This is a genomic window from Porphyromonas gulae, from assembly GCF_000765945.1.
Classification (GTDB): Bacteria; Bacteroidota; Bacteroidia; order Bacteroidales; family Porphyromonadaceae; genus Porphyromonas; species Porphyromonas gulae.
In genome coordinates this window covers 460,705-484,010 of sequence record NZ_JRAT01000012.1, presented here as the reverse complement: position 1 = coordinate 484,010, position 23,306 = coordinate 460,705, and the positions used below count along the sequence as shown (strand labels likewise).

Sequence of the window (23,306 nt, the reverse complement as noted above, 5' to 3'; positions counted from 1 at the left end):
GTATGGAAAATATGCTTTTCTTTGTAATAAACTGATAGAAAAGAATAATGACTGCATATAAACGAGTGCTGCTCAAACTGAGCGGCGAGTCGCTCATGGGTGCTCAGCAATACGGCATCGACCCGAATCGGTTGGCCGATTATGCCTCGGACATCAAGGAAGCTTGTGCCATGGGCGTACAGATCGGTATCGTCATCGGAGGAGGTAATATCTTCCGTGGAGTGAGCGGTGCCGCCAAGGGGTTCGACCGTGTCAAAGGAGATCAGATGGGCATGCTGGCCACGGTAATCAACAGCTTGGCTCTCAGCTCTGCTCTTGAGGGGATAGGGGTGAAGACCAAGGTGCTTACGGCCGTACGCATGGAGCCGATAGGGGAGTTCTACAACAAATGGCATGCCATAGAATTGCTCGAACAGGGTTATGTGACTATTTTCTCTTGCGGCACAGGCAATCCTTTCTTCACCACGGATACCGGCTCATCGCTTCGCGGCATCGAGATAGAAGCCGATGCCATGCTCAAGGGAACGCGCGTGGATGGTATCTACACGGCAGATCCGGAGAAGGATCCTTCGGCTACGAAGTTCGACAGGATCACCTACGATGAGATTTATGCCCGAGGTCTGAAAGTAATGGATCTGACTGCCACGGCCATGTGTATGGAGAATAACCTGCCCATCGTCGTCTTCGATATGGATACGCCGGGGAACCTCCTCAAGGTGTTGAGAGGAGAGAAGATCGGCACATACGTTTCAAATACGAGTGCCTGAAGGAATAGCAAGACAAAACAAATACATATAGAGATATGGAAATAAAAGAACTGATAGCCAAAGCAACGGCTAATATGGAGAAGGCAGTGGAGTATCTGGACGAGCAGCTGTCTCATGTGCGTGCGGGAAAGGCCAGCCCCAAACTCCTCGATGGTATCATGGTCATGTACTACGGCAGTGCCACTCCTCTGACACAGGTGGCATCCGTCAATACGCCCGATGCGAAGACCATCGTAGTCACCCCGTGGGAGCGTTCCCTGATCAAGGACATCGAGAAGGCTATCATGGACTCTCCGCTTGGGATTACTCCCGAGAACAACGGTGAGCTGATTCGTCTGGGCCTTCCTCCTCTGACAGAGGAACGCCGCCGCCAGTTGGTGAAGCAGACCAAAGGAGATGCCGAGGACGCCAAGGTGAGTGTACGCAATGCCCGCCGCGATGCCATCGATGCGATCAAGAAAAGCGTCAAGACCGATGGTACTCCTGAGGATGTAGCCAAAGATGCAGAGGCAGAGATGCAGAAGGTTCACGATCGTTATATCAAGAAGATCGACGAACTCTTTGCCGAAAAGGAAAAGGAAATCATGACCGTGTAAGCGTGAAAAATCTATCCCCTCAGCGATGAAGCAGAGTTTCTTGATTCTGCCTCATCGCTGTTTTATTACACCGCAAAGCCGTTTATGGATGGAGTCGTAGTTAAGAATACGGGTAGTCAGTATCTGGTGCGTTGCACGGATGGCACGGAGCTATACTGCATGGCCAAAGGCAACCTGCGGCTCAAAGGCATCCGCTCCACCAATCCCGTAGCCGTAGGCGATCGCGTGGAGATCGTCCCCACCTCTCAGCAAGGGCAGCCGGCCTATATCAAACGAATCCATCCCCGACGCAATTATATCATCAGGCGAGCCAGCAATCTCTCGAAAGAGTCCCATATACTGGGAGCCAATTTGGATGCTGCCATGCTGGTCTGTACCATCAACGATCCGGTGACTACCACCGTCTTTATCGATCGTTTCCTCGCTACGGCAGAAGCCTATCGCGTACCGGTTATTCTTGTATTCAACAAAATAGACTGCTACACGCAAGAAGATCGCTTGCAATTGGGCCGGCTGTCGGCTGTCTACACCGCCATAGGCTACCCCTGCTGCCACGTGTCGGCGACTACGGGCGAAGGTCTCCCGGCACTCAAGACCCTGCTCGATGGCAAGCTGACACTCCTGGCCGGCCATTCAGGCGTAGGCAAAAGCACCTTGATCAATGCCCTGATCCCTCATGCCGATTTGCGTACAGGGGCCATATCCCAAGCCCATCATACCGGCATGCATACGACCACCTTCTCACAAATGATCGACTTCCCCGATCTCTCTCCCGGGTCGGCTCTTATCGATACACCCGGGATCAAAGGCTTCGGTACGTTGGAAATGGGCGAGTATGAAGTCTCTCATTATTTCCCGGAGATATTCGCTGCGAGCGAGGGCTGTCGGTTCGGCAACTGCACGCATACGCACGAGCCGGGCTGTGCCGTTCTGGAAGCTCTTCGGAGGGGAGAGATAGCCGAGAGTCGCTATATCAGCTACTTGAGCATTCTCGAAGACGAAAATGCCGAGCGGTATCGTCCCGAATACTGACGGACGAACGTTTTCTTATCTTTGTCCCATAAAATTGGGAGAAGGGGTGCTTCCTGTAGCAATCGGAATGCGTGGATGGCTGAGAACAAACCCTCATCACCTGAACCGGACAATACCGGCGTAGGAAACTCTCCGTCCGACTATCTTCACGGCGAAGCAATCATTCCCCCTCTCTCTTCTTTGTCCAACTTCAATGATAAGAGATTTATGAAAAAACTTCACATGATTGCCGCCTTAGCCGTCTTGCCTTTCTGCCTGACGGCACAAGCACCCGTCTCCGACAGCGAGATAGATAGTCTTAGCAATATACAGCTCCAGACCGTACAGGTCGTAACTACTCGCGCCACGGCGAAAACACCTGTCGCTTACACTAACGTGCGCAAGGCCGAACTTGCCAAATCCAATTATGGTCGTGACATCCCCTATCTGCTGATGCTGACTCCCTCCGTGGTAGCCACCAGCGATGCCGGTACGGGGATCGGATATTCCGGCTTTCGCGTGCGTGGCACCGATGCCAATCGCATCAACATAACGACCAACGGAGTACCTCTCAACGACTCCGAATCTCAGTCCGTCTTTTGGGTGAATATGCCCGACTTCGCCTCTTCGATCGAAGACCTTCAGGTGCAGCGAGGTGTGGGTACTTCCACCAATGGTGCCGGAGCTTTCGGGGCAAGCGTCAATATGCGTACGGAGAATCTGGGACTGGCTCCTTATGGTCGTGTCGATTTGAGCGGAGGTTCGTTCGGCACATTCCGTCGCTCGGTCAAACTCGGTAGCGGACGCATCGGCCGCCACTGGGCAGTGGATGCTCGCCTGTCCAAGATCGGATCGGACGGCTACGTGGATAGAGGAAGCGTGGACCTGAAATCCTATTTTGCACAAGTGGGCTATTTCGGCGGCAACACGGCTCTCAAGTTCATCACTTTCGGAGGAAAAGAAGTTACGGGTATCGCATGGAACGGTCTTTCCAAGGAGGATGAAGCCAAATATGGCCGCCGATACAACAGTGCCGGTCTTATGTACGTGGATGCGCAAGGAGTACCGCACTACTACCACAATACAGACAATTACGAGCAGCGTCACTACCATGCCATCATGACGCACAGCTTCTCTCGTGCTGTTATCTTCAACCTCACGGCACACTATACGGCCGGATATGGCTATACGGACGAATATCGTACCGGACGTAAACTAAAGGAATATGCACTGCAACCCTACGTGGAAAACGGCGTGACCGTGAAGAAAACGGATCTCATCCGTCAGAAGTATCTGGACAATGACTTCGGAGGACTCATCGGTTCGCTTAACTGGCGTACCGGTGCATGGGATTTGCAGTTCGGGGCCTCGGGCAATATCTATAAAGGAGACCACTTCGGCCGTATCACTTACATCAAAAAGTACAACCAGCCCTTAGCTCCCGACTTCGAATATTATCGGAACAGGGCAGACAAAAGAGAGGGGGCGGCCTTTGCCAAAGCCAACTGGCAGATCACTCCGGATCTGAATATGTATGCCGACCTCCAATATCGTACCATCGGTTACACGATAAACGGCATCACGGACGAATACGATGAGGTACAGGGAAGTATGCAGCATATCGATTTGGACAAGACCTTCCGCTTCCTCAATCCGAAAGCAGGTCTTACCTATAGTTTCGACGATGCTCATACTGCCTATGCTTCTGTAGCGGTGGCACACCGCGAGCCTAACAGAACCAATTACACCGAGGCCGGAATAGGACAGTATCCTACACCTGAACGACTGATCGATTATGAGCTGGGCTACCGCTATGCTTCGCCTCTCTTGTCGGCCGGAGTAGGTCTCTATTATATGCAATACAAGGATCAGCTCGTGCTGGATGGCCGTTTGAGCGATGTGGGACAGATGCTCACAAGCAACGTCCCCGACAGCTACCGTATGGGACTGGAGCTGACTCTCGGTTGGCAGATTCTTCCGCGTTTGCTGCGTTGGGATGCTTCTTTCACCGTGAGCCGCAACAAAATCGATCGCTACGTGCAATATACATCCGTATATGATGCCGACTACAACTGGCTCGAACTCAAGGAGGAGACCCTCGAGAATACGGATATAGCCTACTCGCCCAATGTCATTGCCGGTAGCATGCTTACCCTCTCTCATGCCGGTTTCGAAATGGCTTGGACGAGCCGCTTCGTCAGCAAGCAATATCTGGACAATACGCAGCGCAGCGATCGCATGCTCCCCTCCTATTGGGTGAACGACCTCCGTCTCGGCTATGTGCTGCCGGTTCACTTCGTTAAGAGAGTGGCATTGGGCGTACAGCTCAACAACCTCTTCAACCTCATGTATGCATCCAACGCCTACGTCTACGATGCCGGTTACGTACAGTCGGCCGGAGGACAAAGTGCATATGCCGACCTGCGCTATTATCCTCAGGCCGGATTCAATGCACTGGGTAGTCTGACGATCGATTTCTAATCCGATGATGACAGCGGTGACCCAATTCATCGTGGCTCATCCCATCGAGCTGGCAGCAGCACTCGTCAATTTTATTTGGGTCTATCTCGAATATAAGGCGAGTGTCTGGCTGTGGCCTGTGGGGATCGTCCTGCCACTCTTCTACATTTATCTCTCGGTCGAGGCACAGTTCTATGGCAATGTGCTCATCAATGTCTACTACCTGATCACCAGTATTATCGGCTGGGTGATGTGGCTTCGCCACCGCGAAGGGACAGAAGAGGGTGCCATCGTATCCATCTCCCCGCGTGTGCTGTGGATCAGCCTTGCTGCGGCTACGGTGGCTTTTCTCCCGATGTTCTATGTATTGTCCCACTATACGGATAGTCTTGTGCCGTGGGCCGATACGCTTGCCACTGTAATCAGCTTTGTCGGGATGATTTGGTTGGCGCGTCGCATCCGTCAGCACTGGGTGTGCTGGTTCGTAGCCAATATCATCAGCTTATCCCTTTTCTATAAATCCGGCGACCATATCACCACTGTCGTCTTTGCCGTCAATACCGTTATGTCCGTTCTGGGATATTTCCGGTGGCGCAAGATGCAACGACAGGCCGCAATCAGTATCGACCTATGATATTCTTCCCCTCGCTTACTCCGGAGACAGCTCCGCTTTTTGTTATTCTGGCCAAGGGTGAATTTCCTCGTAAAACCCTCCCCCTTGCTATCCTCCGGCGGGCATCGGAGCATCCTGAAGGTACTATTGTCTGTTGTGATGGTGCCATACAGAACTTGCTGGACTATGGTGCAGAGCCGGATGCAATAGTGGGCGACTTGGATTCTTTTACAGGCTCACGACATATTTTGCCTGCAGAAAAACTACATCGCATAGACGAGCAGGATACCAATGATCTGACGAAGGCTGTTATGTTCTCGGCCAAGACCTATTCTCCACGTGAGGTCTGTCTGCTGGGGACATCGGGGCGTCGTGAAGATCATTTTGTCGGCAATCTGGCACTTCTGCCCGGATATACCCGCTTTTTCGAAAAGATCGTGATGCCTACGGATTACGGATGTTTTTTGGCTTTTAACGGGGAGGCTCGCATAGAAGTGGAGCGAGGGAGACAAATCTCTATATTCAGCTTCAGCGGATCAGCCGTCACGGCCGAAGGGCTGAAGTGGCCGCTTAGCAATACCACCCTGCCGGAATTGTGGTGTGGAACGCTCAACGAGGCAGTGAGCGATACGGTCTATCTATCCTCTGCTGCCCCGTTGGTCGTTTTTGTGGCTGATGAAGTAAAAAATCGGTAGGATAAACTACCTCTCTGTGCATTCCCTTAAGACAGGGAACAAACCGCTTCCGCCTGCCAAGCTTTATGCAAGCAGGGCTGCGGGGTGTCTGGCAGAGCGTTTATCTTGCGATAAAAGGATGCCGGCGACGATTACGACAGGCCGAACTCGGCTTTGATCCTGTCTACGTAATCCAACTTTTCCCAGGTGAACAGCTCCACGATTCGCATCTGTTCCGTTCCCTGCTCATCGACGAAGGTTTTGTATGCTTCGTAGGATTCGCGCCCGAAGTGGCCGTATGCTGCAGTCTCTTCGTATATCGGATTGCGGAGCTTCAGTCGTTGCTCGATAGCATAAGGACGCATATCGAAGAGCTTCTTGATCTTCTCCGCTATTTGCCCATCCGATAGTGCTACGTGGCTCCGGCCTTTCGTATTAACGTATATGCTTACCGGCTCTGCTACACCGATGGCATAGGCCACTTGTACAAGCATTTCGTCGGCTACGCCCGCTGCCACCATGTTTTTGGCTATATGTCGGGCTGCATAAGCCGCGGAGCGGTCTACCTTCGAGGGGTCCTTGCCGGAAAATGCTCCACCGCCATGAGAGGCCCTGCCTCCGTAAGTATCTACTATGATCTTGCGTCCCGTCAGGCCCGTGTCTCCATGCGGCCCTCCGATCACAAACTTGCCCGTAGGATTGACGAAGAGGCGTACCTTTTCTTCGAACAGGGTGGCGATATCCGGCTTGTACAGCATTTTTACTCGGGGGATCAGTATGGTAGCGATGTCATGATGGATGCGCTCCTGCATCATCCGGTCGGCTTCTGCTTCTGAAATGCTGTCCGATGCTTGGACGAATTCGTCATGCTGGGTGGAAATCACGATCGTGTCTATCCGGATGGGTCTGCCCTCATCGTCATGTTCGATCGTCACTTGACTCTTGGCATCAGGGCGCAAATAAGGCATCGGTGAAGAAGGCTCCTTGCGAATAGCTGCCAGTTCATAGAGGAGGTGGTGCGCCAGATCCAGCGTCAGGGGCATGTAGTTCTCCGTCTCGTTCGTGGCATAACCGAACATCATACCTTGGTCTCCGGCTCCTTGCTCGGATCGATCCGAGCGATCGACTCCGCGATTGATGTCCGCACTCTGCTCGTGAATACTGGAGAAGATCCCACAGCTGCGAGCATCGAAGCCGTATTCGCTTTTCGTGTAGCCGATTCTTTCGATGACACGACGCGCTGTTTCCTGTACGTCTACATAAGAGCGACTTTTGACTTCGCCGGCCAAGACCACCTGTCCGGTGGTTACAAGCGTCTCGCAGGCCACTTTGGAGTCGGGGTCGGTAGCCAGAAATTGATCGAGGATGGCATCGGATATTTGGTCGGATACTTTGTCAGGATGACCCTCTGAAACCGATTCGGATGTGAATAGATAGCTCATATCTTTTTGTTTTTAATTTGTAAAACTTCCTTCGCACAGAAGGGCTTGCACACTCCATTGGAGAATAGCTGTCGATGAGCTTTCTAAGAAGAAATGTTTTAGCATTTTTTCTCGTGGTTGCAAGCATTACAAATCCTTCCACGCTGTTTGGTTCACCACAAAGATATAGCTTTTGGCGCAGGAAATCCCCATAAGCGGAAAAATATCGGCTCTCTCCACCTTTCCCCATCTCAGGACTACAATGTCCGACACGATGGCGTTTATCTCACATATCTATGATTTCCTGTTCTTGCCTGATGTGGAAGTATCTAAGGATATCTAAACCCTTCAATAGAACGAGTCGGGATGACGCTAACAATTATAAAGGCTCCGAAGACATAGTGGGTATCCTGAAGCATCTTGTAGTCTCCGTCAAAAAGCATATCCACAAAACCATCAATATATACTTCATCCACTTTGAGAGCGTATTGTTCAAGGAGCCTACTTATTCCCTTGAATACGTCCGACTCTTTGAAAAGCGAAACGACTCGATCGTTGGTCTTGTCAGAGATTGTCTCACCGTATAAATCACAATACTTTTCGGTGATTGAAACAGCCAAATCTTTGAAAACAGATAAAATGATGAACATTGAATTGGTTTGGCGAAGATCGAAATCTTCGGAAGCTTTGGAGAGTAAAACTCCCAACCTTTTTAGTTTCTCTTCCGATTCGGAGCCAAGTGTATCATTGGGGTAAAAATCCTCTATTATTCGTCCGTTTAGGTTTTCATCATCGACTGCATCAACAGCATCAACAGTCCTTACCTTAATGTTAATCCCTTTGCTTGTCTGAGTTATGACACAAACCGGAGGTTTCGTTTGGGAGTTTACTCGCAGGCAATACTTGACTTTTGTATAGTCTGCCGTTATCATCGTGTCAGGAATCGCTTGCATAACAGTTGTTTGCTTCGTGTCTATCTGTGAATGGAAGCACGCAACGGAAATGCCGGACTTCCCATACAGAGAGGAAAGAGCAGAAACTGCAAAAAGCAGAGTGAAAAATAGTCGTTTCATCTTTTTGTCTTATTTATTACAGGGATTATAATTGATGGACCCTTCTTTTCCCTTCATTGTAAATATATAGTAGTCCCATAAAGGGGAGGGTAAGGGATGACTAAATAATTTTTGCTGCCACGGTTTCCGTATCATTCATAAATATGTAATCATCTGTCATTTATTAAGCAAAAAACTGACTTAATGCTTCTTGCTCAGTCTTTTAACGACTTCTTCTGTCGGAAGTGAAAATTTATTCCAATAAGTAATGGCAGCATCATATCCGCCACTTTCCACTTTTTGAGTAGCATCGAAAATATACAGACTACTACCGCCAACGGTTGTAAAATTACGGTCAGTGGATCGTGTGTCGTTGAAATAATCTATTTTGCTTCCCAAAAAGCCGACTTTTTTCCCGACAAGATTAAAATCCTGAGGGTCTATATTGAAAATAAAATTCAAATATCTCCCCTCATATTCATTGAGTATTGACGAATTGTCCACGCCCATTTTATCTATATTTTCCAGCAAATCCTTTGGAATTTCCGAAAAATTACGCACTTGCAGTTCGTGTATTTGTCCCAAACTCATATTATGATCATTAGAATTATATTTATGAGTAGAGGAACAACCGAACATAAACATTTCTAAGCACACTATTGTGAATAACTTCTTCATATTGTTCCAATTTTTACGGAATTTGATAAAGGTACGGGCTTGAGTAAATCCCTAATTGTCTGATAAGTAATTGTGCATTTAAAAAATGTGGGTGAAAAATATATGTTTGGAACTCCTGCTCCCCATAAAGCCCTCGAAATGTGTCCTACACAACTGTTAAGAAGCAAATCCCGGCGAGTTACGCCTGACGCATATTTGCTTATGGCTGTTGCACTAACATTATTCAGTTCCACACTCCAAGAGCCTTCTTTACCTAAATATGTATCCCAACTTAAATCTGCCCCTTTTATAGAATTTTTCCAAGTTTCTGATAAACTTGTGGCTTTTTGAACTCGACTATCCGGGCCAACTGATAGCAATGAATTGCCTTTCTCATCGGTTATAGAACTGTGTCCCCACCATTCATCGTCGCCTTTTGTACTTGCGGAATTGACTTTAATATTTTGTCCACCACCTCTGAAAAGCGAAACGCCATCAGATAAATTTGCCAGAACCCCTAATCCATACCCCAAGTTTTCATACCACTTATTACCTTTTTTGCCGAGATAATCAAAGGAGCCGGTAGTAAAATTAAATAATGCAATACTAATGCTCGTTGAAACCGCAACGTTTAATGTTTTTTCTTCAATCTTTTAACAACCTCTTCTTTAGTGAGTAATCTTTTACTTGAAGAAACAATAACAGCATCATATCCAACCTGCTTTACTTCATCGTCATTAAAAATTATCAACTGAGCCGAGCCTGTAGAAAAAAACCTTTTATTTCTATGAAAGATTTTTCTTTATCAAAAAAATCTTTCTTTGTACTCTTTATTGTACCTGCATTGCCTTTGAAAAATGCCACTTTTTTACTACAAAAATCAAATGTATTTTTGTCTTTTTGAAAACGACAATTCAAGTACTTACTTTCGCAAGCATTCAGTGTAGACGCAGCATCCTTTCCCACTTCTGTAAGACAATCCAAAATGTCTTTGGATATATTTTCCTTCAACTTATCTTGCCCTATTAAGCAATTGCTAAAAATCAAAGACATACATAATATTAAAAACAATTGTTTCATTCTTTTATTGATTTAATAAATAAGAAAATGCCCAAGGCCTGATACCATTACTCCATTGGATGGTTGTTGATTTTAATTTGTTGCCGTTAAAAACGGCTAATGTTTTAGGTGCAAATTGCAACCTTGCACCGGATAGGGATTTTACTTTGAAAGGTCATTTAATGTTTTCAATCGTTCCTTATTCGTCATTTCCAAAAGAGAAGGGTGAATCATTTTATAAATATTGTCTGATATTCGTTTTTTTCTGCGGGCAAAATTTTCACTGTCATAGTACAAAAACTTATTTCTATCAATCAACATATTGCCATCTTCTCTTTTTGAGTATTGAGTAGTATTTGTTATCGCATTGTCCCTTCTGGAAATATTTTTTACCTGCTCTTTTGAAAAGTTTACGGTAAAATAAATATCTTGAACAATCAAATCATTGTTTATGATGATAAATCCGATATGTGCCTGATTAGGCTTCTTCATGGCATATTCGTAAATATAAACATCACCGTCAATAATCGTCGTTTGGAGCGATTGTCCGTCTGCCGATGGGTGCTTATCCATAGACTTAATAAAGTTGCCTAACTCCTTACTCTTGTATTTTTCTATACAACTTAAAATAACTGCTCGTTTATTGCCTAAATCTACAATCGGAGAGGGAGCTATGGTTTCAACAAACTTTTTTGTGCAGTTCTTAACCTCTTGAAAAGCCTCCGGACTGTATCGGAGTATATCGAAGTACACGCTTTGCGATGTATCATCTTCGGCAATTTGTTTGTCCTTAAAGCCTTCTGTAATACATACACAAAGGAAATACTCTTTGAGCAACTCTCTTTGTACTTCGGTCTTTTTTAAATCTGCTGTTGTATGCTGTCCGTAACAACTCGCAAGAGATAAAACGGACAACGCTAAAATGAAATATAACCTTTTCATGTTGTTTTTTTCGTCAATGAATTATCGTTTTATGAGTAAAATAGATGATATTTATACTACTTATTAAAAACATGGAAAGCGAGTTTTGTATACTCCACTCTTTATCCTCTCAAAGATTTCATCAGGGTTTATCACAAGGCCTATTTCTGCATTCCGATTTTCTCCTCTGAGCTCACCGACAAACTTCATTGGCTGGTTAATTTTCCACACCAACCAACGTTTGGATAAGGGACATAAGCATCTTCATCGTAGGTTCTAAAAAGGACATTCACGTCTTCTTCGAAACTGATCCGACCAACTTTATACCACAAACCCGACTGAATACCCCATCGAAGGACTGTGTGTGCATAAAAATCAACCTTACCCGCGGTAATATTTTCTAAAATCGGAGAATAGTCTAAGGGATATTCTTCCACAAAAGCACGTATTACACTACTGTTGAGCTGTGTCATGTCATTTGCGATGTACTGAAAGTATTTCTTGCAATTATCCAATTGGACTTCAAAAACGTCCCCTATCCTTGTGATTATTCGCTTTGCCATGCTCTTATTCTTTTACCTCATATCTATCATTGCAAGATCCTTTCCCAACATCAGTATTTAACTTGAAGAAAATATTTTAAGCAGTGCTTATAAAATCATTTTACTACTTTGACGTAGTGTATTTTCTTCAGTCCGAACAGCTTCATCTTTTTTTCTGTCTCCAGTCCGACAATGATAAGAAAAAACTTTTTGCCCTTATCTCCGAATCTGACATCCGATCGGCAGATGAAATCATTGGACCCTATTTGAAAATCTTCCTTTTTTTTCTTCAATGGTAGCGCAAGAGAATCAGCGGAGTCACAGCAATCATGATGGCCGCTGCAATCCATCTTATCGGGATCCAGTTCGAATACATTCTCCGCAGAAAAGAAGTAATAGCCGGGATAATGTGTTAGTTCGGTAAAGGACAGCCCCGGATAGCCATTTGCATCGCAAAAATCCTTGAAGGGCTGCGACACGATATTGTAGCCATCATACGTGTACATAAAGGTAGACTTCCTATTCAGTCTATAGTGTAGATCGTAGACATCTTTGATCCTGTTCCCACAAACAGGGCAGACATCCGGCCGGTCTTTCGAACCATAGACGAAACCATCTTCATCTACTCCAAAAATAATCTTTGCAGCAGAAAAATCTGACTTAACTCTTCGTTCTCAACCTCTTGACTACATCTTCAGTCCGGAGTGAAAATTTACACCAAAATACAATCGCAGCATCATAACCACCGCTCTCGGTTTTTTGGGCAGCATTGAAAATATACAATGTGCCATTATCGCAGGGATAGTTTGGATCAGCAGAATGTTTTTCTTGCATATCAAAGTAATGATTTTTACCTGTTTTTCCGCTAATTTTAATAAATCCCACTTGCTTATTGGTAAAATCAAAATCTTTGCGAGTAGCTTCAAAAATGCTATTGAGATATGTACTCTCAGTTTCACTCAATAGAAAATTATCACCAACTGCTTTCTGTTCTATATCATTAGAATTGCTTTTGAGAATAGGAGAACAACCGAACATAAACATTTCTAAGCATGCTATTAAAAATAACTTCTTCATGTCGTTTTCTTTTTTTTGTCAATATAGAATGCAATCACATATGCCGGTAATTTCCCATTTGTGCAAAAAGTACTGCCACGATGGATCCCCCCCTCTCTTATAAAATCATTTTAGCACTTTGGCATAATAGATTTTCTTCAGTCTGAACTGCTTCATCTTTTTTTCTGTCTCCAGTCCGACAATGATAAGAAAAAACTTTTTGCCCTTATCCCCGAATCTGACATCCGATCGGCAGATGAAATCATTGGATTCTATTTGAAAACCTTCTTTTTTTGTCTTGAATGGGGTTGAAATGCAATCAGCAGAGCCACAGCAGTCATGGTACCCGTTGAATTTTATTCTATTGGGGTCCAGTTCGAATGCTTTCTCTGCAAAAAAGAAGTAATAGCCGGGATAATGCGTTAATTCGGTAAAGGACAGCCCCGGATAGCCATTTGCATCGCAAAAATCCTTGAAGGGCTGCGATACGATAGTATAGCCATCATAGGTGACCATGAGTGTCGATTTCCTTTTCAGTCTATAATCAAGGTCGTAGACATCTTTGATCCTGTTCCCACAAACAGGGCAGACATCCGGCCGATCTTTCGAACCATAGACGAAGCCATCTTCATCTACTCCATAAATAATCTTTGCTACCACGGTCTCCATCTCATTTCCATCTATCGATAAAGCGAAAAAATGCTATGAAAAGCTATTAGCTACTCGCATGAATTTGGCAAGAAACTGCCGAATTGGGGGCACTGGTTACTCCCGATTCTGTTTTTTTGTGTTGTTTTTAATTTTTCTCGTTACTTCCTGCATGGTATTCAGCTTCTTGCTTCCGTATACGACTGCAGCATCATAACCACCTAATTCTTTTTTTTGAGACGGAGTAAAAACATATAAAGTCCCAAAATAGCGCAACCTCGAACAATCCCCTCCTTTTAGATTTTTTCTTATTATATCAAAAAAATCTTTTTTATTGCCTCTTATGCTACCCGTGTTGCCTGTTAAAAATGCAAGCTTTTTTCCACTCATATCTATTTCTTCGCTCAAAAGAGAACGAATATACTCAGCTTCTTGTGGACTCAATAAGGGAGATTCGTCAATGCCCATTTTATCAATATTATTCAGCACTGCCTGTGGAATATCACTATACTTGTTTGTCATATGGTATATTTGCGCCACAGCACTTGTGCTTGAAAAAATCACAAAAAGTGAAATCAATATGCTTTTCATTGTTCTCTCTTATAAAATCATTTTACTACTTTGACGTAGTGTATTTTCTTCAGTCTGTACTGCTTCATCTTCTTTTCTGTCTCGAGGCCGACAATGATAAGAAAAAACTTTTTACCCTTATCTCCGAATCTGACATCCGATCGGCAGATGAAATCATTGGATTCTATTTCAAAACCATCTTTTTTAGAGTCGAGCGGAGATGAAATAGAATCAGCAGAGCCACAACAGTCATGATGGCCGCTGAAGGTTATCTTATTGGGATCCAGTTCAAATACATTCTCTGCAGAAAAGAAGTAATAGCCGGGATAAAGCGTTAGTTCGGTAAAGGACAGTCCCTGATAGCCATTTGCGACGCAAAAATCCTTGAAGGGTTGCGATACTATATTGTAGCCGTCATACGTGTACATAAAGGTCGACTTCCTGTTCAGCCTATAGTGTCGTAAACATCTTTGATCCTGTTCCCACAAACAGGGCAGACATCCGGCCGGTCTTTCGAACCATAGACGAAACCATCTTCATCTACTCCAAAAATAATCTTTGCTTTTTGCTTTTTGTAAGGCTGATAATCTTGATTTTTTTGTTTTGGAGATTCGTTTCTTCTTGGATTTTGCTCGTTGGCATTTTATGCTACTCTGTGATACCGCTTTATATCGATCTGAATCTCTGCCTGTATTGTGTGCAGAAAGTCTGAATTTCTATATAGCCATCCCTTAAAAAGCCCCTTTACGGAATGACTATTTACTAATTCTTTAACTGTATTCGTATCGTATCGCTTATGATAGACTTTTCCTCACAAGTGATGAAATTTGAGGGTAAAATTAATATCATCCCTCTTGTTTTTTGATATGGTATAGTTGATTGTAAATTGCACGAAAGAGTTATTATATCTCCTCTTTTGGCTTTGATTTCCTTCCCTGTTAATTCTACGCTGTTTAGTCGAAAACGAATATTTGTAATTGTGTCTTCGCCGGAAGTTGGTTCTATTTTCAATAACTCCGTATTAACAACATAATTACCATTAAATTCACAACGTATAAGCATTCCCGTAGAGAATGAAGAGCCACTTATTACCATTGTTCCACAGTCACTGGATAAAATATACTCCCTTTCTCCTTGTACTACAAAAGGTGTCGATACATCACAAGAAACACAAAAAAGTAAAAAAAACAACACCGCCAAAGCTTTTGTTTTCATAATTATAACTGTTTTTGTTACCACCAATAGCTTCCATAAGCTTGGTCTTCAAAATAATTACACTCTTTAAGAAAAGAACCACCCATTAGCATAGCTCCTACTCCTTGTAACCCATAATTTAACAGGAACGTATCGCCAAAAGCACGTGATTGCCATAAATGGTGTAGCTCGTGTGGATACATAGTTGGATCATTAAAAAGTGCACTATTACCAACTACTGAATGTGCACCAAATCCAGAGTACCAATATTGAGGATCATAAAACTTATCGATAATGCCACCTGTATAATTGAAAGATAAATTTTTCCAATCAAAATTGATTTTACCTCCAAAAGCCAAGTTGCCTAAACCAAGAGCATTTGTAGCAATGTTTCCTAAATTATTCTGCCATTGCAACAGTTTTTGTCCTTTTCCAAGAGTTAGATTAACAGGTCCAACTCCCAACATTACTTTTGAAAACGGATTTTCACCTCGAACCCAATTATTACCTATCGAATTTCCAGTCGTCCCTATCATTTGATAGCCTAATTTACCCGCCAATTTGCCAATATCAGAGGTGGCTCCAAATCCTTTTACCATTCCAAAACCACCTGAAGCATTCCAAACACCTGTGACTAATCCGACAAGTCCAGCTTTCCAGGCACCGTCCCAACCTCCACCGGAAAAGGCATTCATTGCAATATTAATAGTTCCGCTATTCAACATTGAACTTACCAAGCCTGCCGATTTCGTGGCAACGGTTACACCATTGGTAGCCACCGTTGTCATGCCAGTGGCTCCTATTGCTCCCGAAATGCCATAACCGAGAGTAGCTCCAACTATTGCTCCTGCGATAGCTCCTTTCCATGCATCAGGTTTCCAATTCCAAAATGCAGCCGTTCCCGATTGTATAGAAGCGCCTGTGTAAGCGCCAACAACTGCACCAATAATAACAGGGATAAACCAAGCTATTTCACCATCGGGGTCAACGAATTTCATCGGGTTGTTGAAAGCGTACGCATAGCGGTTGAAGTTTTGAGAGAAGTCCGGCATCTGTACATAGGGATCCGGCGAGAGGAAGCGTCCGGTAGCAGGGTCGTACAATCGGGCATTCATATTGATTAGCCCGAACCAAGGAAGATACTCGTGCCCTGTATAGCCCCGTCCGAGCAGGAGCAGTCGGTCATAGTCGGTGGATAACTCTTCGCTTCGGGTATAAGATGTACCATCCGTATGCAGCAATTTTCCCCATGGGCTGTATCGCATGCGGTGTACCACCGTGCCGGAGGCATCGGTAATATCCGTCACGCTGCCTTGATAATCGCGATAGATATGATGTAATTTCCACTGTCCGGAATTGACCCGCACATAGACCGCCGGAGCCGAATAGGCATCTCCGCCGATATAGTAACGCTCGATATTCTTCCTTTGCGTACCGTATGAATCAGCTTCATAGTTGCCGATGTAAGTTCTTTTGAAGAAAGGTTGTTTGAGTTTGGGGGATCTTACCGTCATAGTCGTACGACTATAGTCATCGGCATAGGTCAGCGTTGCTGTATAGCCGTTCCCTGAGATCGTAAGCGGCCGGTCGAAGGAGGCGTACGAGATGTTTTGTCCCGTAGTATCAGCAAATGCTTCCGCTCCCATTTTCAACCCCATATTCACTATTCGATATGGGCTTTGAGTAGAATATATGAATTTCCCAATGTTGCTAATTTCCGTGACATTTCCGTTGGGGGTATAGGAGAAAGACGTTAGTGTCGCTATGCCGAGGTCGCTGTTCGGTCTATGTTCCGCTGCTCCGGTCAATCGATTAAGTCCGTCGTAAGAAAAGTTTTCATATCTACCGGAATTCTTATCGCTTCGCATCAGGAGATTTCCCGTTTGAGGATCGAAATCGTAATTGAACCCACCCACGCCGGCCGTAAATCGCTCGGTAGGGAACCCCACGGTCGAATACTTGTATTCGCGAGTGCGGCTGCCGGTCCTTACTTTAGTAGGCAGTCCCATCACATTTTCCTTCAAAAGCTGCCAGATCAAGTTGCCGTCCTGCAGCGTTTTGCGAGTCAGTGTACCACGCGTATACTGATAAGTTTCTGTCACGGTAGCTCCCGTCGGCAAAGTCGCTGTCTTGCCCTGAAGCTGTCCGAGGGTATTGTACGAGAGTTGTTCGATGAGATTTTTCCCTTCGACTGTCTCCTCTGTGCGAATGAGACGATCCAAATGGTCATAATCATATGTGCGCGAATAACCGCTGGTCGTTATGGCTGATTTGACCAAATCCTTGTCATAGGTATAATTGGTGGTGAATTCGGGGGTCACGGTTTTTTGGAGTCTCCCGAATTCATCGTACATAGATGTAATAACCTTTTTACGGGCATCTTTGCGGACGGTTGTACGGCGGCGGCCGGTCCATGTTTCAGTCGTCTCTATTCTGCCCGCACTGGGGTCGATGATAGCTCTCTGACGTCCGTATTGATCATACTCGAATAGGGTCTTGACATTGCCGGGGGCTTTTATCTCCGACGGTTGTCCGTCAGGTCTGTAATGGTATGTGATTTCGCCACCGGGATCGGATACCGATTCCAACAGTCCACTTGCATCCGATACGCGTGTAGTCGTGATTGCCTCCTTGGTTTCGGACACACGTCTTGGTGTATATGCCCATGTCTGCACTGCTCCTGATGCCATGGTCTGCTTCACAGGTCGTTTATAGCGGTCATACTCACAGGTATTCCAATGTAAAGGCGTATTTCCTTTGAAAGGCAAGGACTCCCGCTTGAGCATGCCGGCCACTGTATACTCTTTGGCCGTGTATAGCCAACTACCGTCGAAACGCAGCATCCCCGTCTTCACCTCACGACCGTACGCGTCATATTCTGCCAGAGTCTTTCCTCCATCGTTTGTTGATGCTATGACCTGAAGATTACGGGGATATCCGTTTGTCAGTAATTGGCGGCTATATTCTTCCTTGGATCCGTCGGCATTCCTTATGGAGGCGATATTGCCCCATACGTCATAGACTGTACGTACCTCATTGCCTCGGTCGTCACGAATAAGGCATGGGTGCCCATACGCATCATACTCCTCGTAAACGGTCTTCTGTCCGAATATATCGGTTTCGCTTGCAAGTCTACCCTTATCATCATAGGTATAAGTCTTGCCTCGGAAATCGGTGGCATCGTATGGAGCACTCTTCTCTGCCGTCATATTACCTGCATCATCGTATTCCCTCCTTATTTCCCCTGTTTTAAGGGTTCCGTTTTCACCGGTAAATGAGATGATACTGATGGGGAGAAGGGCAGCGTTGTAGGCAATCGTTTCCTTCTGCATCCACCGGTTGCCATTTCTTTTATGAGTCGTAGTTTTGGTCAATGGCAGTCCAAGGCGATAAGAATTGCTTTGCTTGATGTGACGGTAGGTTTGCTCAATAATAGTCTGTACGCCTTCTCCATTATCCTCTGTCGTCTTCACAGGGAAATCTTCAGAATCATAGGTGTAAGTCCTGGACAGCGTAGTGTTATTGAGCAGATCTGATTCCTGGGAGGAGATGAGTAGAGGCTTCTTCCACGGCCCCGTTTGTCCATTGCTCTGATAGATGAAGGACGATGCTTTGATTTTGTCCGAGCTATTGAAGCCAATTCTTGTTGTGGAACTAAGAGGGACTCCTTGCTGCAATGGATCATATAGTGTAACGGTTTCCACTCCATCTCCAAAAGCATAATCCCATGAGGCATAGGTTTTCGTCTCCTTGAAACCGCAAAATCCCAGACCGTGACGATTGATCACACCATCCGAGAAGGTGTATTCTGTCAATTCCTGATGCGGCTCCCCCTTTATACCCTTGGAAACCTTGGATACAGTCTTTAGCGGAAAAGAAAGGTAATTATATCCATCCGGAAGAGGCGGGAAAGTATAGCCGGATTTAGGACTAGCATATTCATTGGTCTCGATCAATCCGGTACTGCTTTGTACCCCGGTAATAAGGTGGCGAGTCTGTTCGTCACAGGAAACTTCAAAAAAAGAACCAGTGTTATTTTTATCAATTGAGATGATCGAACAACTCCGAATCGGACACAAGTTGTTCATTTGAACCAGCTCTAATGGTTCGGTAATATTGCCATGTAAAAAATCTTCTGATAAGATATAGTCATCTGGGTGAAACTCTCCATTACGATTCAAAAAGATTCTTATTCCATAGCTTGGGTTTTGGATCTCTTCATTATACGGGTCTAAATCTTTATGTCGAGCAGTCTCCACAATATCCGGAAGACCGTCTCGATTGATATCCATCAAATAAAAGTTGCTATGTTCCATTTGGTGGACTAAATCAATCTCTCTAACTACAACCTTTTCTCCATCGAAAGATTTAATCTTCCATTTTTTTCCATTGTCTATAAAGGTGTATTCGGAGGCTCGAGTTGGCTTATTTATTTCAGCTGTGTCCGCAGCACTGACGTCATTGGGATATGGTTCGGGAACGATGACAGTAGTATGGTAAGATCTGTAAGGCTCAATAAGTTGGTCAAGCTTGCCATCTCCATTTATATCTGCGACATGTCTGCTACTGACTGGATCGAAAAAGTTGAGATTAGTTTTGTCTACAACAAAATCTTTGATATTATCCGACCATTTGAATGTATTGTACAGAGAAGATGAGGATAGGGTGGAAGATAACAAAACAGCTTTCCCTTCTCCAGAAATATCCATAAAAAAACAACCGCGAAACTTGTGACACCCATAAATATGTTTAGAAATATAACATTTCCCGTTTTTTATATCTAAAAAAGAAATCTTAAACTGCACCAAATCATCGATTGTCGACTCTTCCGGTATGCATATGAGAGCCTCAACGGCTCCATCTCCATCTGCATCTCCATACATAACGGTTATACTTCCCTCGTAAGATTCATGAGATATCCGATATTGCTTTTCTTCTTTTTCGAATACACCATTTCGAAAATAATATATATTGCATTTGAGGTTTTTTTGTCGCAAAGGAAGGGTATTGAATTCTGAGGGTGACTCATGCAAATAATCTCATCTACTCCGTCTCCATTAACATCTGCTACTTGTATGCTTTTTGTATACGGATCGACACTCAACATTATAGGAGAATTGGCAAATTCCTCACTTGGAACAACTGCCATTTGGACATCATGATAAGTCTGCCAAGTGGTATAAATTTTTTTGGGGAAAGCCACAAAACCTTCCTTGTTGCTACCTTTAAAAAAGCGGCCTCTTATGCGTTCAGTACTGCTATTGTTGAAACTGATGAGGTCGAAAACCTCAGTGGTTTTATATATTTTATCCTCTTGAGAGGAGTCGAATCCATATACAAAAGAGAGAGGATTTAATGATCGATTGTCTGTTATGCAAGAAATTTTGTGTAATTGAGATTTCTTGTGAGATTCTTTATAATCCAAGATGTAAGTACGCAACAAGCTTCCTTGCCCATAAGAGCGAATATGCTTGAGACGTAAATTGCTTTCATACGATTGTCCTGAGATATAAAGAACTGCAAAGTCTGGTCTGTCTTCATATTCCAAATCAATACGGTTGAAGTGACTATCGGCTGTCCGTCCTCCGTAAGCGACTCTGGTCAGAAAATATACGTTTCCGGACAACCGATAAGAATAATCTATCCGGTAGCCGCGAGCATCTACATAAGACGATATAGGATATGAGGCACGAGTCGTTGCATTATCATCAGGCAGACCAAATGTCGCTCTCCCTCCGTCCGGCATAAGGACATCAAAAGAAACCAAAATATCATCATTATACTTAGGCTTTATTCGCACTTTTCCTTTTAAAGTTGTTCCGGTTATGACTCTATCTCCATCTAATGAGAAAGCGTATGTACTTGGTGCGGAAAAATCAGCGGCACAGCTATACCCGTCAAAATAAAGCGTTCGATTCACCAGTGTAATCGCAGATGCTCCCACGAGATTCCATCCGACACCTGCAATCCCTCCTGCAATCGATTGGCTGTTATACGAAAGAGCTATTGTTGGCTTCGCTCCGACCGATGGAGCAGTGAAGATCGGTACAGAATAAGTCTTGGCTCCCGAAGGGCTCACTCCGGATTGATAAGAAATCTCGCCCGGATCCACATCCATATAGATGGGGAGGTTGTCTAACCCAGATATGGTTGCTGCTGCGGCATCCGCTGCTGCTTGAGCCTCTCGCAGTTCACGGATCGAGGTCGCTTTTTGTCTCTGCGATAAGGAGTCAAGAACTTCCAGCGAGAGGATGTCGGCTTTGGATGTAAGCGGAGAGCAGAGAAAAAATGAAGAAAGGGAGAGAAGCGAGGCGTAAAGTTTTTTCATACGTCTATCCTAAATGTTTTAAAGTAAAAAAAGTTTTATTTCTTAATGATTTTCCATGTGGACTGCTCTTTACCGATAAAAAGGCGCATCGCGTAGTTGCCGGCAGGAAGTCGACTCATATCAACTTTCGTATCTCGATGATTGAACGATCCCTGTAGGACTAAGGAGCCATGCATATTGAAGATAGCGTACTTCCCTTTATCCTCGAGAGAGCTGATGGATATGGTCAAAACAGATTCTACCGGGTTCGGATACAGTCTTATCTGTGTGTCTCCCAAAATCTCATTGAACTCTTTAGGTTCGTCTCTTTCTTCTTCGCTCGGCTCTTCACCTGTCGCAATTATGGAATTTATAATGATAACTCTTGCAACCCGATTGCCGGATGCATCATAAACAAAAGAGAGTGTCTGCTGAGCTTTCGCTCCCAAGCACCCCAGAAGAGAAAGAAAAAGCGTGAGCAATAAATGTTTCATAGCCAATTATTAATGATATTTTGCTGCAAAGGAAATATATTTTTCATTATTACAAGCGAGATCGTCTTGATTTTGTGTGTTTTGGGATCCTTTTCTTCTTGACTTTTTATGTCGCTCTGTGATAACAGCCTGAATGTCGGCCTGTGATGGGTGTGGAATGAATGAGTTTTTAGGGTGAAAGACAGCCCAAAAAAGTTTTCAACAATGAAGGTGAGCTTGGAATCATTCTAAATAAGGGTTTGAAAGAGTGAGGCCGGCGGGAGAAAGAGACGAGAAAACGGACTTTTGCAGATCGATATTTGCTTTCCAGGATTCTGTCTGACGATCTGTATATAAACCATTTTCGATTTATATATAGATCGTTTCCAATTTATATATAAATCGTTTTCAATAAATATATAGATCGTAAACGGTTTATATATAAAACGCATGCCCCAAAAGGCCTTTTCGGGGCTTGATAATAAAGAAAGACACCCGTCAGGTTCGTGACAGAACCTGGCGGGTGTCGTATAGGATAGGAGCGAAAGAGGGTTACGCCTTATTTGTTAAACAAAAAATTGTTTATTTTTTTATTTCAATGCCTATGAAGGCGGCAAAATCTCCAAATTCAAGTACACGTGGACTCGGCTTGTCGAAGGGGTTCGGCTTCCCATCAGCTTCGTATTTGTTACCTGTTTTCAAATGTACAAGCATTAGGCGTAGCTCAGGGGCCTCCAATTCTTTGTTTACCCGAATATAGCCGGTAAATCCAACGGGGGTTTCAAGCAATTGGCCATTAATGACATCTGAGTAGTAATAGGAGATCCCTTTTGGAACTTCTGTTTCGTTGCTCATCAGGTTGAAGAAAAACTGATGTATCTCGATCTGATCAGGCTGAAAGAATTGTTGGTTTAGTCGGTTGTTCTCCTTGTCGAAAAGATAAATCTCCATTTTATACCATATTCCCTTCTTAAGCTTTGGTTTCTGGCTACCGGGTAGGGCTGCAAAAGAGCCAAAAGCATTGGAGACCATGTGGTAAATACTTACGGTATCTTTGGAGAAGAATGCTGTTGGACTTACGTTTATACTGTTATCTGCCGGTTCGGTAAGTACTCCTTCCGTGAAGCGACAAACCAATTGAGACGGGATGTCATGACCCAAGTCGTTCTTCTTAGACCAGCATGATCCCAAGAGAATGGTCAGTGCTATGAGTCCGAAGATCGTTTTTCCGATTCGTAACATAAGCTGTTATTCGTTTTTTTGTGAGTATTCTTGTCCTTTTCTT

The 23,306-nt window shown here is 44.5% G+C and carries 23 protein-coding genes and 1 riboswitch; of the genes, 6 read left to right on the top strand and 17 right to left on the bottom strand.

From position 1 onward, the window contains the following. Positions 1–47 precede the first annotated feature (47 nt). The 6 genes from pyrH to HQ49_RS05540 all read left to right on the top strand — a co-directional run bounded on the left by pyrH (position 48) and on the right by HQ49_RS05540 (position 6,142). Positions 48–767, top strand: coding sequence for a UMP kinase (gene pyrH / locus HQ49_RS05565; protein WP_018965731.1), 720 nt, complete (start codon positions 48–50; stop codon positions 765–767). Between the two features lie 35 nt (positions 768–802). Further along, positions 803–1,363: a ribosome recycling factor gene (gene frr / locus HQ49_RS05560; RefSeq protein WP_018965730.1), complete on the top strand. Its 561-nt coding sequence runs from the start codon at positions 803–805 to the stop codon at positions 1,361–1,363. An 84-nt stretch (positions 1,364–1,447) separates the two neighbouring features. After that, complete coding sequence (gene rsgA, locus HQ49_RS05555) at positions 1,448–2,395, top strand: ribosome small subunit-dependent GTPase A (RefSeq protein ID WP_018965729.1); 948 nt, start codon at positions 1,448–1,450, stop codon at positions 2,393–2,395. A gap of 32 nt (positions 2,396–2,427) precedes the next feature. Then, positions 2,428–2,541, top strand: a riboswitch (TPP riboswitch). Positions 2,542–2,617: 76 nt separating this feature from the next. Further along, positions 2,618–4,855: a TonB-dependent receptor gene (locus HQ49_RS05550; protein WP_080745568.1), complete on the top strand. Its 2,238-nt coding sequence runs from the start codon at positions 2,618–2,620 to the stop codon at positions 4,853–4,855. Positions 4,856–4,859: 4 nt separating this feature from the next. Beyond that, positions 4,860–5,468, top strand: coding sequence for a nicotinamide riboside transporter PnuC (pnuC, locus tag HQ49_RS05545; RefSeq protein ID WP_039418846.1), 609 nt, complete (start codon positions 4,860–4,862; stop codon positions 5,466–5,468). Next, positions 5,465–6,142, top strand: coding sequence for a thiamine diphosphokinase (locus HQ49_RS05540; RefSeq protein WP_039418845.1), 678 nt, complete (start codon positions 5,465–5,467; stop codon positions 6,140–6,142). The genes pnuC and HQ49_RS05540 overlap by 4 nt, the downstream gene beginning before the upstream one ends. 131 nt (positions 6,143–6,273) lie before the next feature. On the opposite strand, the gene metK is transcribed toward HQ49_RS05540, so the two are convergent. The 17 genes from metK to HQ49_RS05465 form a co-directional block, all read right to left on the bottom strand. Continuing rightward, complete coding sequence (gene metK, locus HQ49_RS05535) at positions 6,274–7,563, bottom strand: methionine adenosyltransferase (protein WP_039418844.1); 1,290 nt, start codon at positions 7,561–7,563, stop codon at positions 6,274–6,276. Positions 7,564–7,871: 308 nt separating this feature from the next. Then, positions 7,872–8,615 (bottom strand): hypothetical protein, encoded by a 744-nt coding sequence (locus tag HQ49_RS05530; protein ID WP_235290068.1) that lies wholly within the window; start codon positions 8,613–8,615, stop codon positions 7,872–7,874. Between the two features lie 180 nt (positions 8,616–8,795). Next, positions 8,796–9,272, bottom strand: a complete 477-nt coding sequence (locus HQ49_RS05525; protein ID WP_052073443.1) for a hypothetical protein — start codon at positions 9,270–9,272, stop codon at positions 8,796–8,798. Continuing rightward, positions 9,269–9,784, bottom strand: a complete 516-nt coding sequence (locus HQ49_RS11325) for a hypothetical protein (RefSeq protein ID WP_152569142.1) — start codon at positions 9,782–9,784, stop codon at positions 9,269–9,271. The genes HQ49_RS05525 and HQ49_RS11325 overlap by 4 nt, the downstream gene beginning before the upstream one ends. Positions 9,785–9,998: 214 nt before the next feature. Beyond that, positions 9,999–10,331 carry a hypothetical protein gene (locus HQ49_RS05520; protein ID WP_235290067.1) on the bottom strand — a complete coding sequence of 111 codons (333 nt, stop codon included), beginning with the start codon at positions 10,329–10,331 and terminating at the stop codon, positions 9,999–10,001. A gap of 141 nt (positions 10,332–10,472) precedes the next feature. After that, on the bottom strand, positions 10,473–11,252 hold the full coding sequence (locus HQ49_RS05515; RefSeq protein WP_039418843.1) for a hypothetical protein: 780 nt from the start codon (positions 11,250–11,252) through the stop codon (positions 10,473–10,475). 185 nt (positions 11,253–11,437) lie between these two features. After that, on the bottom strand, positions 11,438–11,794 hold the full coding sequence (locus HQ49_RS05510; RefSeq protein WP_235290066.1) for a hypothetical protein: 357 nt from the start codon (positions 11,792–11,794) through the stop codon (positions 11,438–11,440). A gap of 95 nt (positions 11,795–11,889) precedes the next feature. Further along, a complete protein-coding gene (locus HQ49_RS05505) occupies positions 11,890–12,279 on the bottom strand; it encodes a hypothetical protein (RefSeq protein ID WP_235290065.1) in 390 nt (129 codons plus the stop codon). 154 nt (positions 12,280–12,433) lie between these two features. Continuing rightward, the gene (locus HQ49_RS05500) at positions 12,434–12,850 is read right to left on the bottom strand and encodes a hypothetical protein (RefSeq protein ID WP_039418839.1); all 417 of its coding nucleotides are present in this window, start codon (positions 12,848–12,850) and stop codon (positions 12,434–12,436) included. Between the two features lie 105 nt (positions 12,851–12,955). Then, a complete protein-coding gene (locus HQ49_RS05495) occupies positions 12,956–13,498 on the bottom strand; it encodes a hypothetical protein (protein WP_039418838.1) in 543 nt (180 codons plus the stop codon). 96 nt (positions 13,499–13,594) lie between these two features. Continuing rightward, the gene (locus HQ49_RS05490; protein WP_152569141.1) at positions 13,595–14,068 is read right to left on the bottom strand and encodes a hypothetical protein; all 474 of its coding nucleotides are present in this window, start codon (positions 14,066–14,068) and stop codon (positions 13,595–13,597) included. Positions 14,069–14,085: 17 nt separating this feature from the next. After that, positions 14,086–14,475 (bottom strand): hypothetical protein, encoded by a 390-nt coding sequence (locus HQ49_RS05485; RefSeq protein ID WP_235290064.1) that lies wholly within the window; start codon positions 14,473–14,475, stop codon positions 14,086–14,088. A 334-nt stretch (positions 14,476–14,809) separates the two neighbouring features. Beyond that, complete coding sequence (locus tag HQ49_RS10760; protein ID WP_080745556.1) at positions 14,810–15,262, bottom strand: hypothetical protein; 453 nt, start codon at positions 15,260–15,262, stop codon at positions 14,810–14,812. Between the two features lie 17 nt (positions 15,263–15,279). Continuing rightward, positions 15,280–20,124, bottom strand: coding sequence for an RHS repeat domain-containing protein (locus HQ49_RS05480; RefSeq protein WP_080745555.1), 4,845 nt, complete (start codon positions 20,122–20,124; stop codon positions 15,280–15,282). 5 nt (positions 20,125–20,129) lie between these two features. After that, complete coding sequence (locus HQ49_RS05475; RefSeq protein ID WP_039418835.1) at positions 20,130–21,569, bottom strand: SpvB/TcaC N-terminal domain-containing protein; 1,440 nt, start codon at positions 21,567–21,569, stop codon at positions 20,130–20,132. Between the two features lie 35 nt (positions 21,570–21,604). Beyond that, complete coding sequence (locus HQ49_RS05470) at positions 21,605–22,042, bottom strand: T9SS type A sorting domain-containing protein (RefSeq protein WP_018964732.1); 438 nt, start codon at positions 22,040–22,042, stop codon at positions 21,605–21,607. A 561-nt stretch (positions 22,043–22,603) separates the two neighbouring features. Beyond that, positions 22,604–23,263, bottom strand: a complete 660-nt coding sequence (locus HQ49_RS05465; protein ID WP_039418833.1) for a hypothetical protein — start codon at positions 23,261–23,263, stop codon at positions 22,604–22,606. Positions 23,264–23,306: the final 43 nt, after the last annotated feature.

Coding starts and splice junctions, on each gene's coding strand:
- HQ49_RS05515 (WP_039418843.1), bottom strand. CDS start 11,252: ATGAAAAGGTTATATTTCATTTTAGCGTTGTCCGTTTTATCTCTTGCG.
- HQ49_RS05525 (WP_052073443.1), bottom strand. CDS start 9,272: ATGAAGAAGTTATTCACAATAGTGTGCTTAGAAATGTTTATGTTCGGT.
- HQ49_RS05470 (WP_018964732.1), bottom strand. CDS start 22,042: ATGAAACATTTATTGCTCACGCTTTTTCTTTCTCTTCTGGGGTGCTTG.
- HQ49_RS05475 (WP_039418835.1), bottom strand. CDS start 21,569: ATGAAAAAACTTTACGCCTCGCTTCTCTCCCTTTCTTCATTTTTTCTC.
- pnuC (WP_039418846.1), top strand. CDS start 4,860: ATGATGACAGCGGTGACCCAATTCATCGTGGCTCATCCCATCGAGCTG.
- HQ49_RS05510 (WP_235290066.1), bottom strand. CDS start 11,794: ATGGCAAAGCGAATAATCACAAGGATAGGGGACGTTTTTGAAGTCCAA.
- HQ49_RS05540 (WP_039418845.1), top strand. CDS start 5,465: ATGATATTCTTCCCCTCGCTTACTCCGGAGACAGCTCCGCTTTTTGTT.
- HQ49_RS05500 (WP_039418839.1), bottom strand. CDS start 12,850: ATGAAGAAGTTATTTTTAATAGCATGCTTAGAAATGTTTATGTTCGGT.
- HQ49_RS05550 (WP_080745568.1), top strand. CDS start 2,618: ATGATTGCCGCCTTAGCCGTCTTGCCTTTCTGCCTGACGGCACAAGCA.
- HQ49_RS05485 (WP_235290064.1), bottom strand. CDS start 14,475: ATGTACACGTATGACGGCTACAATATAGTATCGCAACCCTTCAAGGAT.
- HQ49_RS05495 (WP_039418838.1), bottom strand. CDS start 13,498: ATGGAGACCGTGGTAGCAAAGATTATTTATGGAGTAGATGAAGATGGC.
- HQ49_RS05505 (WP_235290065.1), bottom strand. CDS start 12,279: ATGTACACGTATGATGGCTACAATATCGTGTCGCAGCCCTTCAAGGAT.
- HQ49_RS05520 (WP_235290067.1), bottom strand. CDS start 10,331: ATGAAACAATTGTTTTTAATATTATGTATGTCTTTGATTTTTAGCAAT.
- HQ49_RS05530 (WP_235290068.1), bottom strand. CDS start 8,615: ATGAAACGACTATTTTTCACTCTGCTTTTTGCAGTTTCTGCTCTTTCC.
- metK (WP_039418844.1), bottom strand. CDS start 7,563: ATGAGCTATCTATTCACATCCGAATCGGTTTCAGAGGGTCATCCTGAC.
- HQ49_RS05490 (WP_152569141.1), bottom strand. CDS start 14,068: ATGAAAAGCATATTGATTTCACTTTTTGTGATTTTTTCAAGCACAAGT.
- frr (WP_018965730.1), top strand. CDS start 803: ATGGAAATAAAAGAACTGATAGCCAAAGCAACGGCTAATATGGAGAAG.
- pyrH (WP_018965731.1), top strand. CDS start 48: ATGACTGCATATAAACGAGTGCTGCTCAAACTGAGCGGCGAGTCGCTC.
- HQ49_RS05480 (WP_080745555.1), bottom strand. CDS start 20,124: ATGTATGGAGATGCAGATGGAGATGGAGCCGTTGAGGCTCTCATATGC.
- rsgA (WP_018965729.1), top strand. CDS start 1,448: ATGGATGGAGTCGTAGTTAAGAATACGGGTAGTCAGTATCTGGTGCGT.
- HQ49_RS10760 (WP_080745556.1), bottom strand. CDS start 15,262: ATGAAAACAAAAGCTTTGGCGGTGTTGTTTTTTTTACTTTTTTGTGTT.
- HQ49_RS05465 (WP_039418833.1), bottom strand. CDS start 23,263: ATGTTACGAATCGGAAAAACGATCTTCGGACTCATAGCACTGACCATT.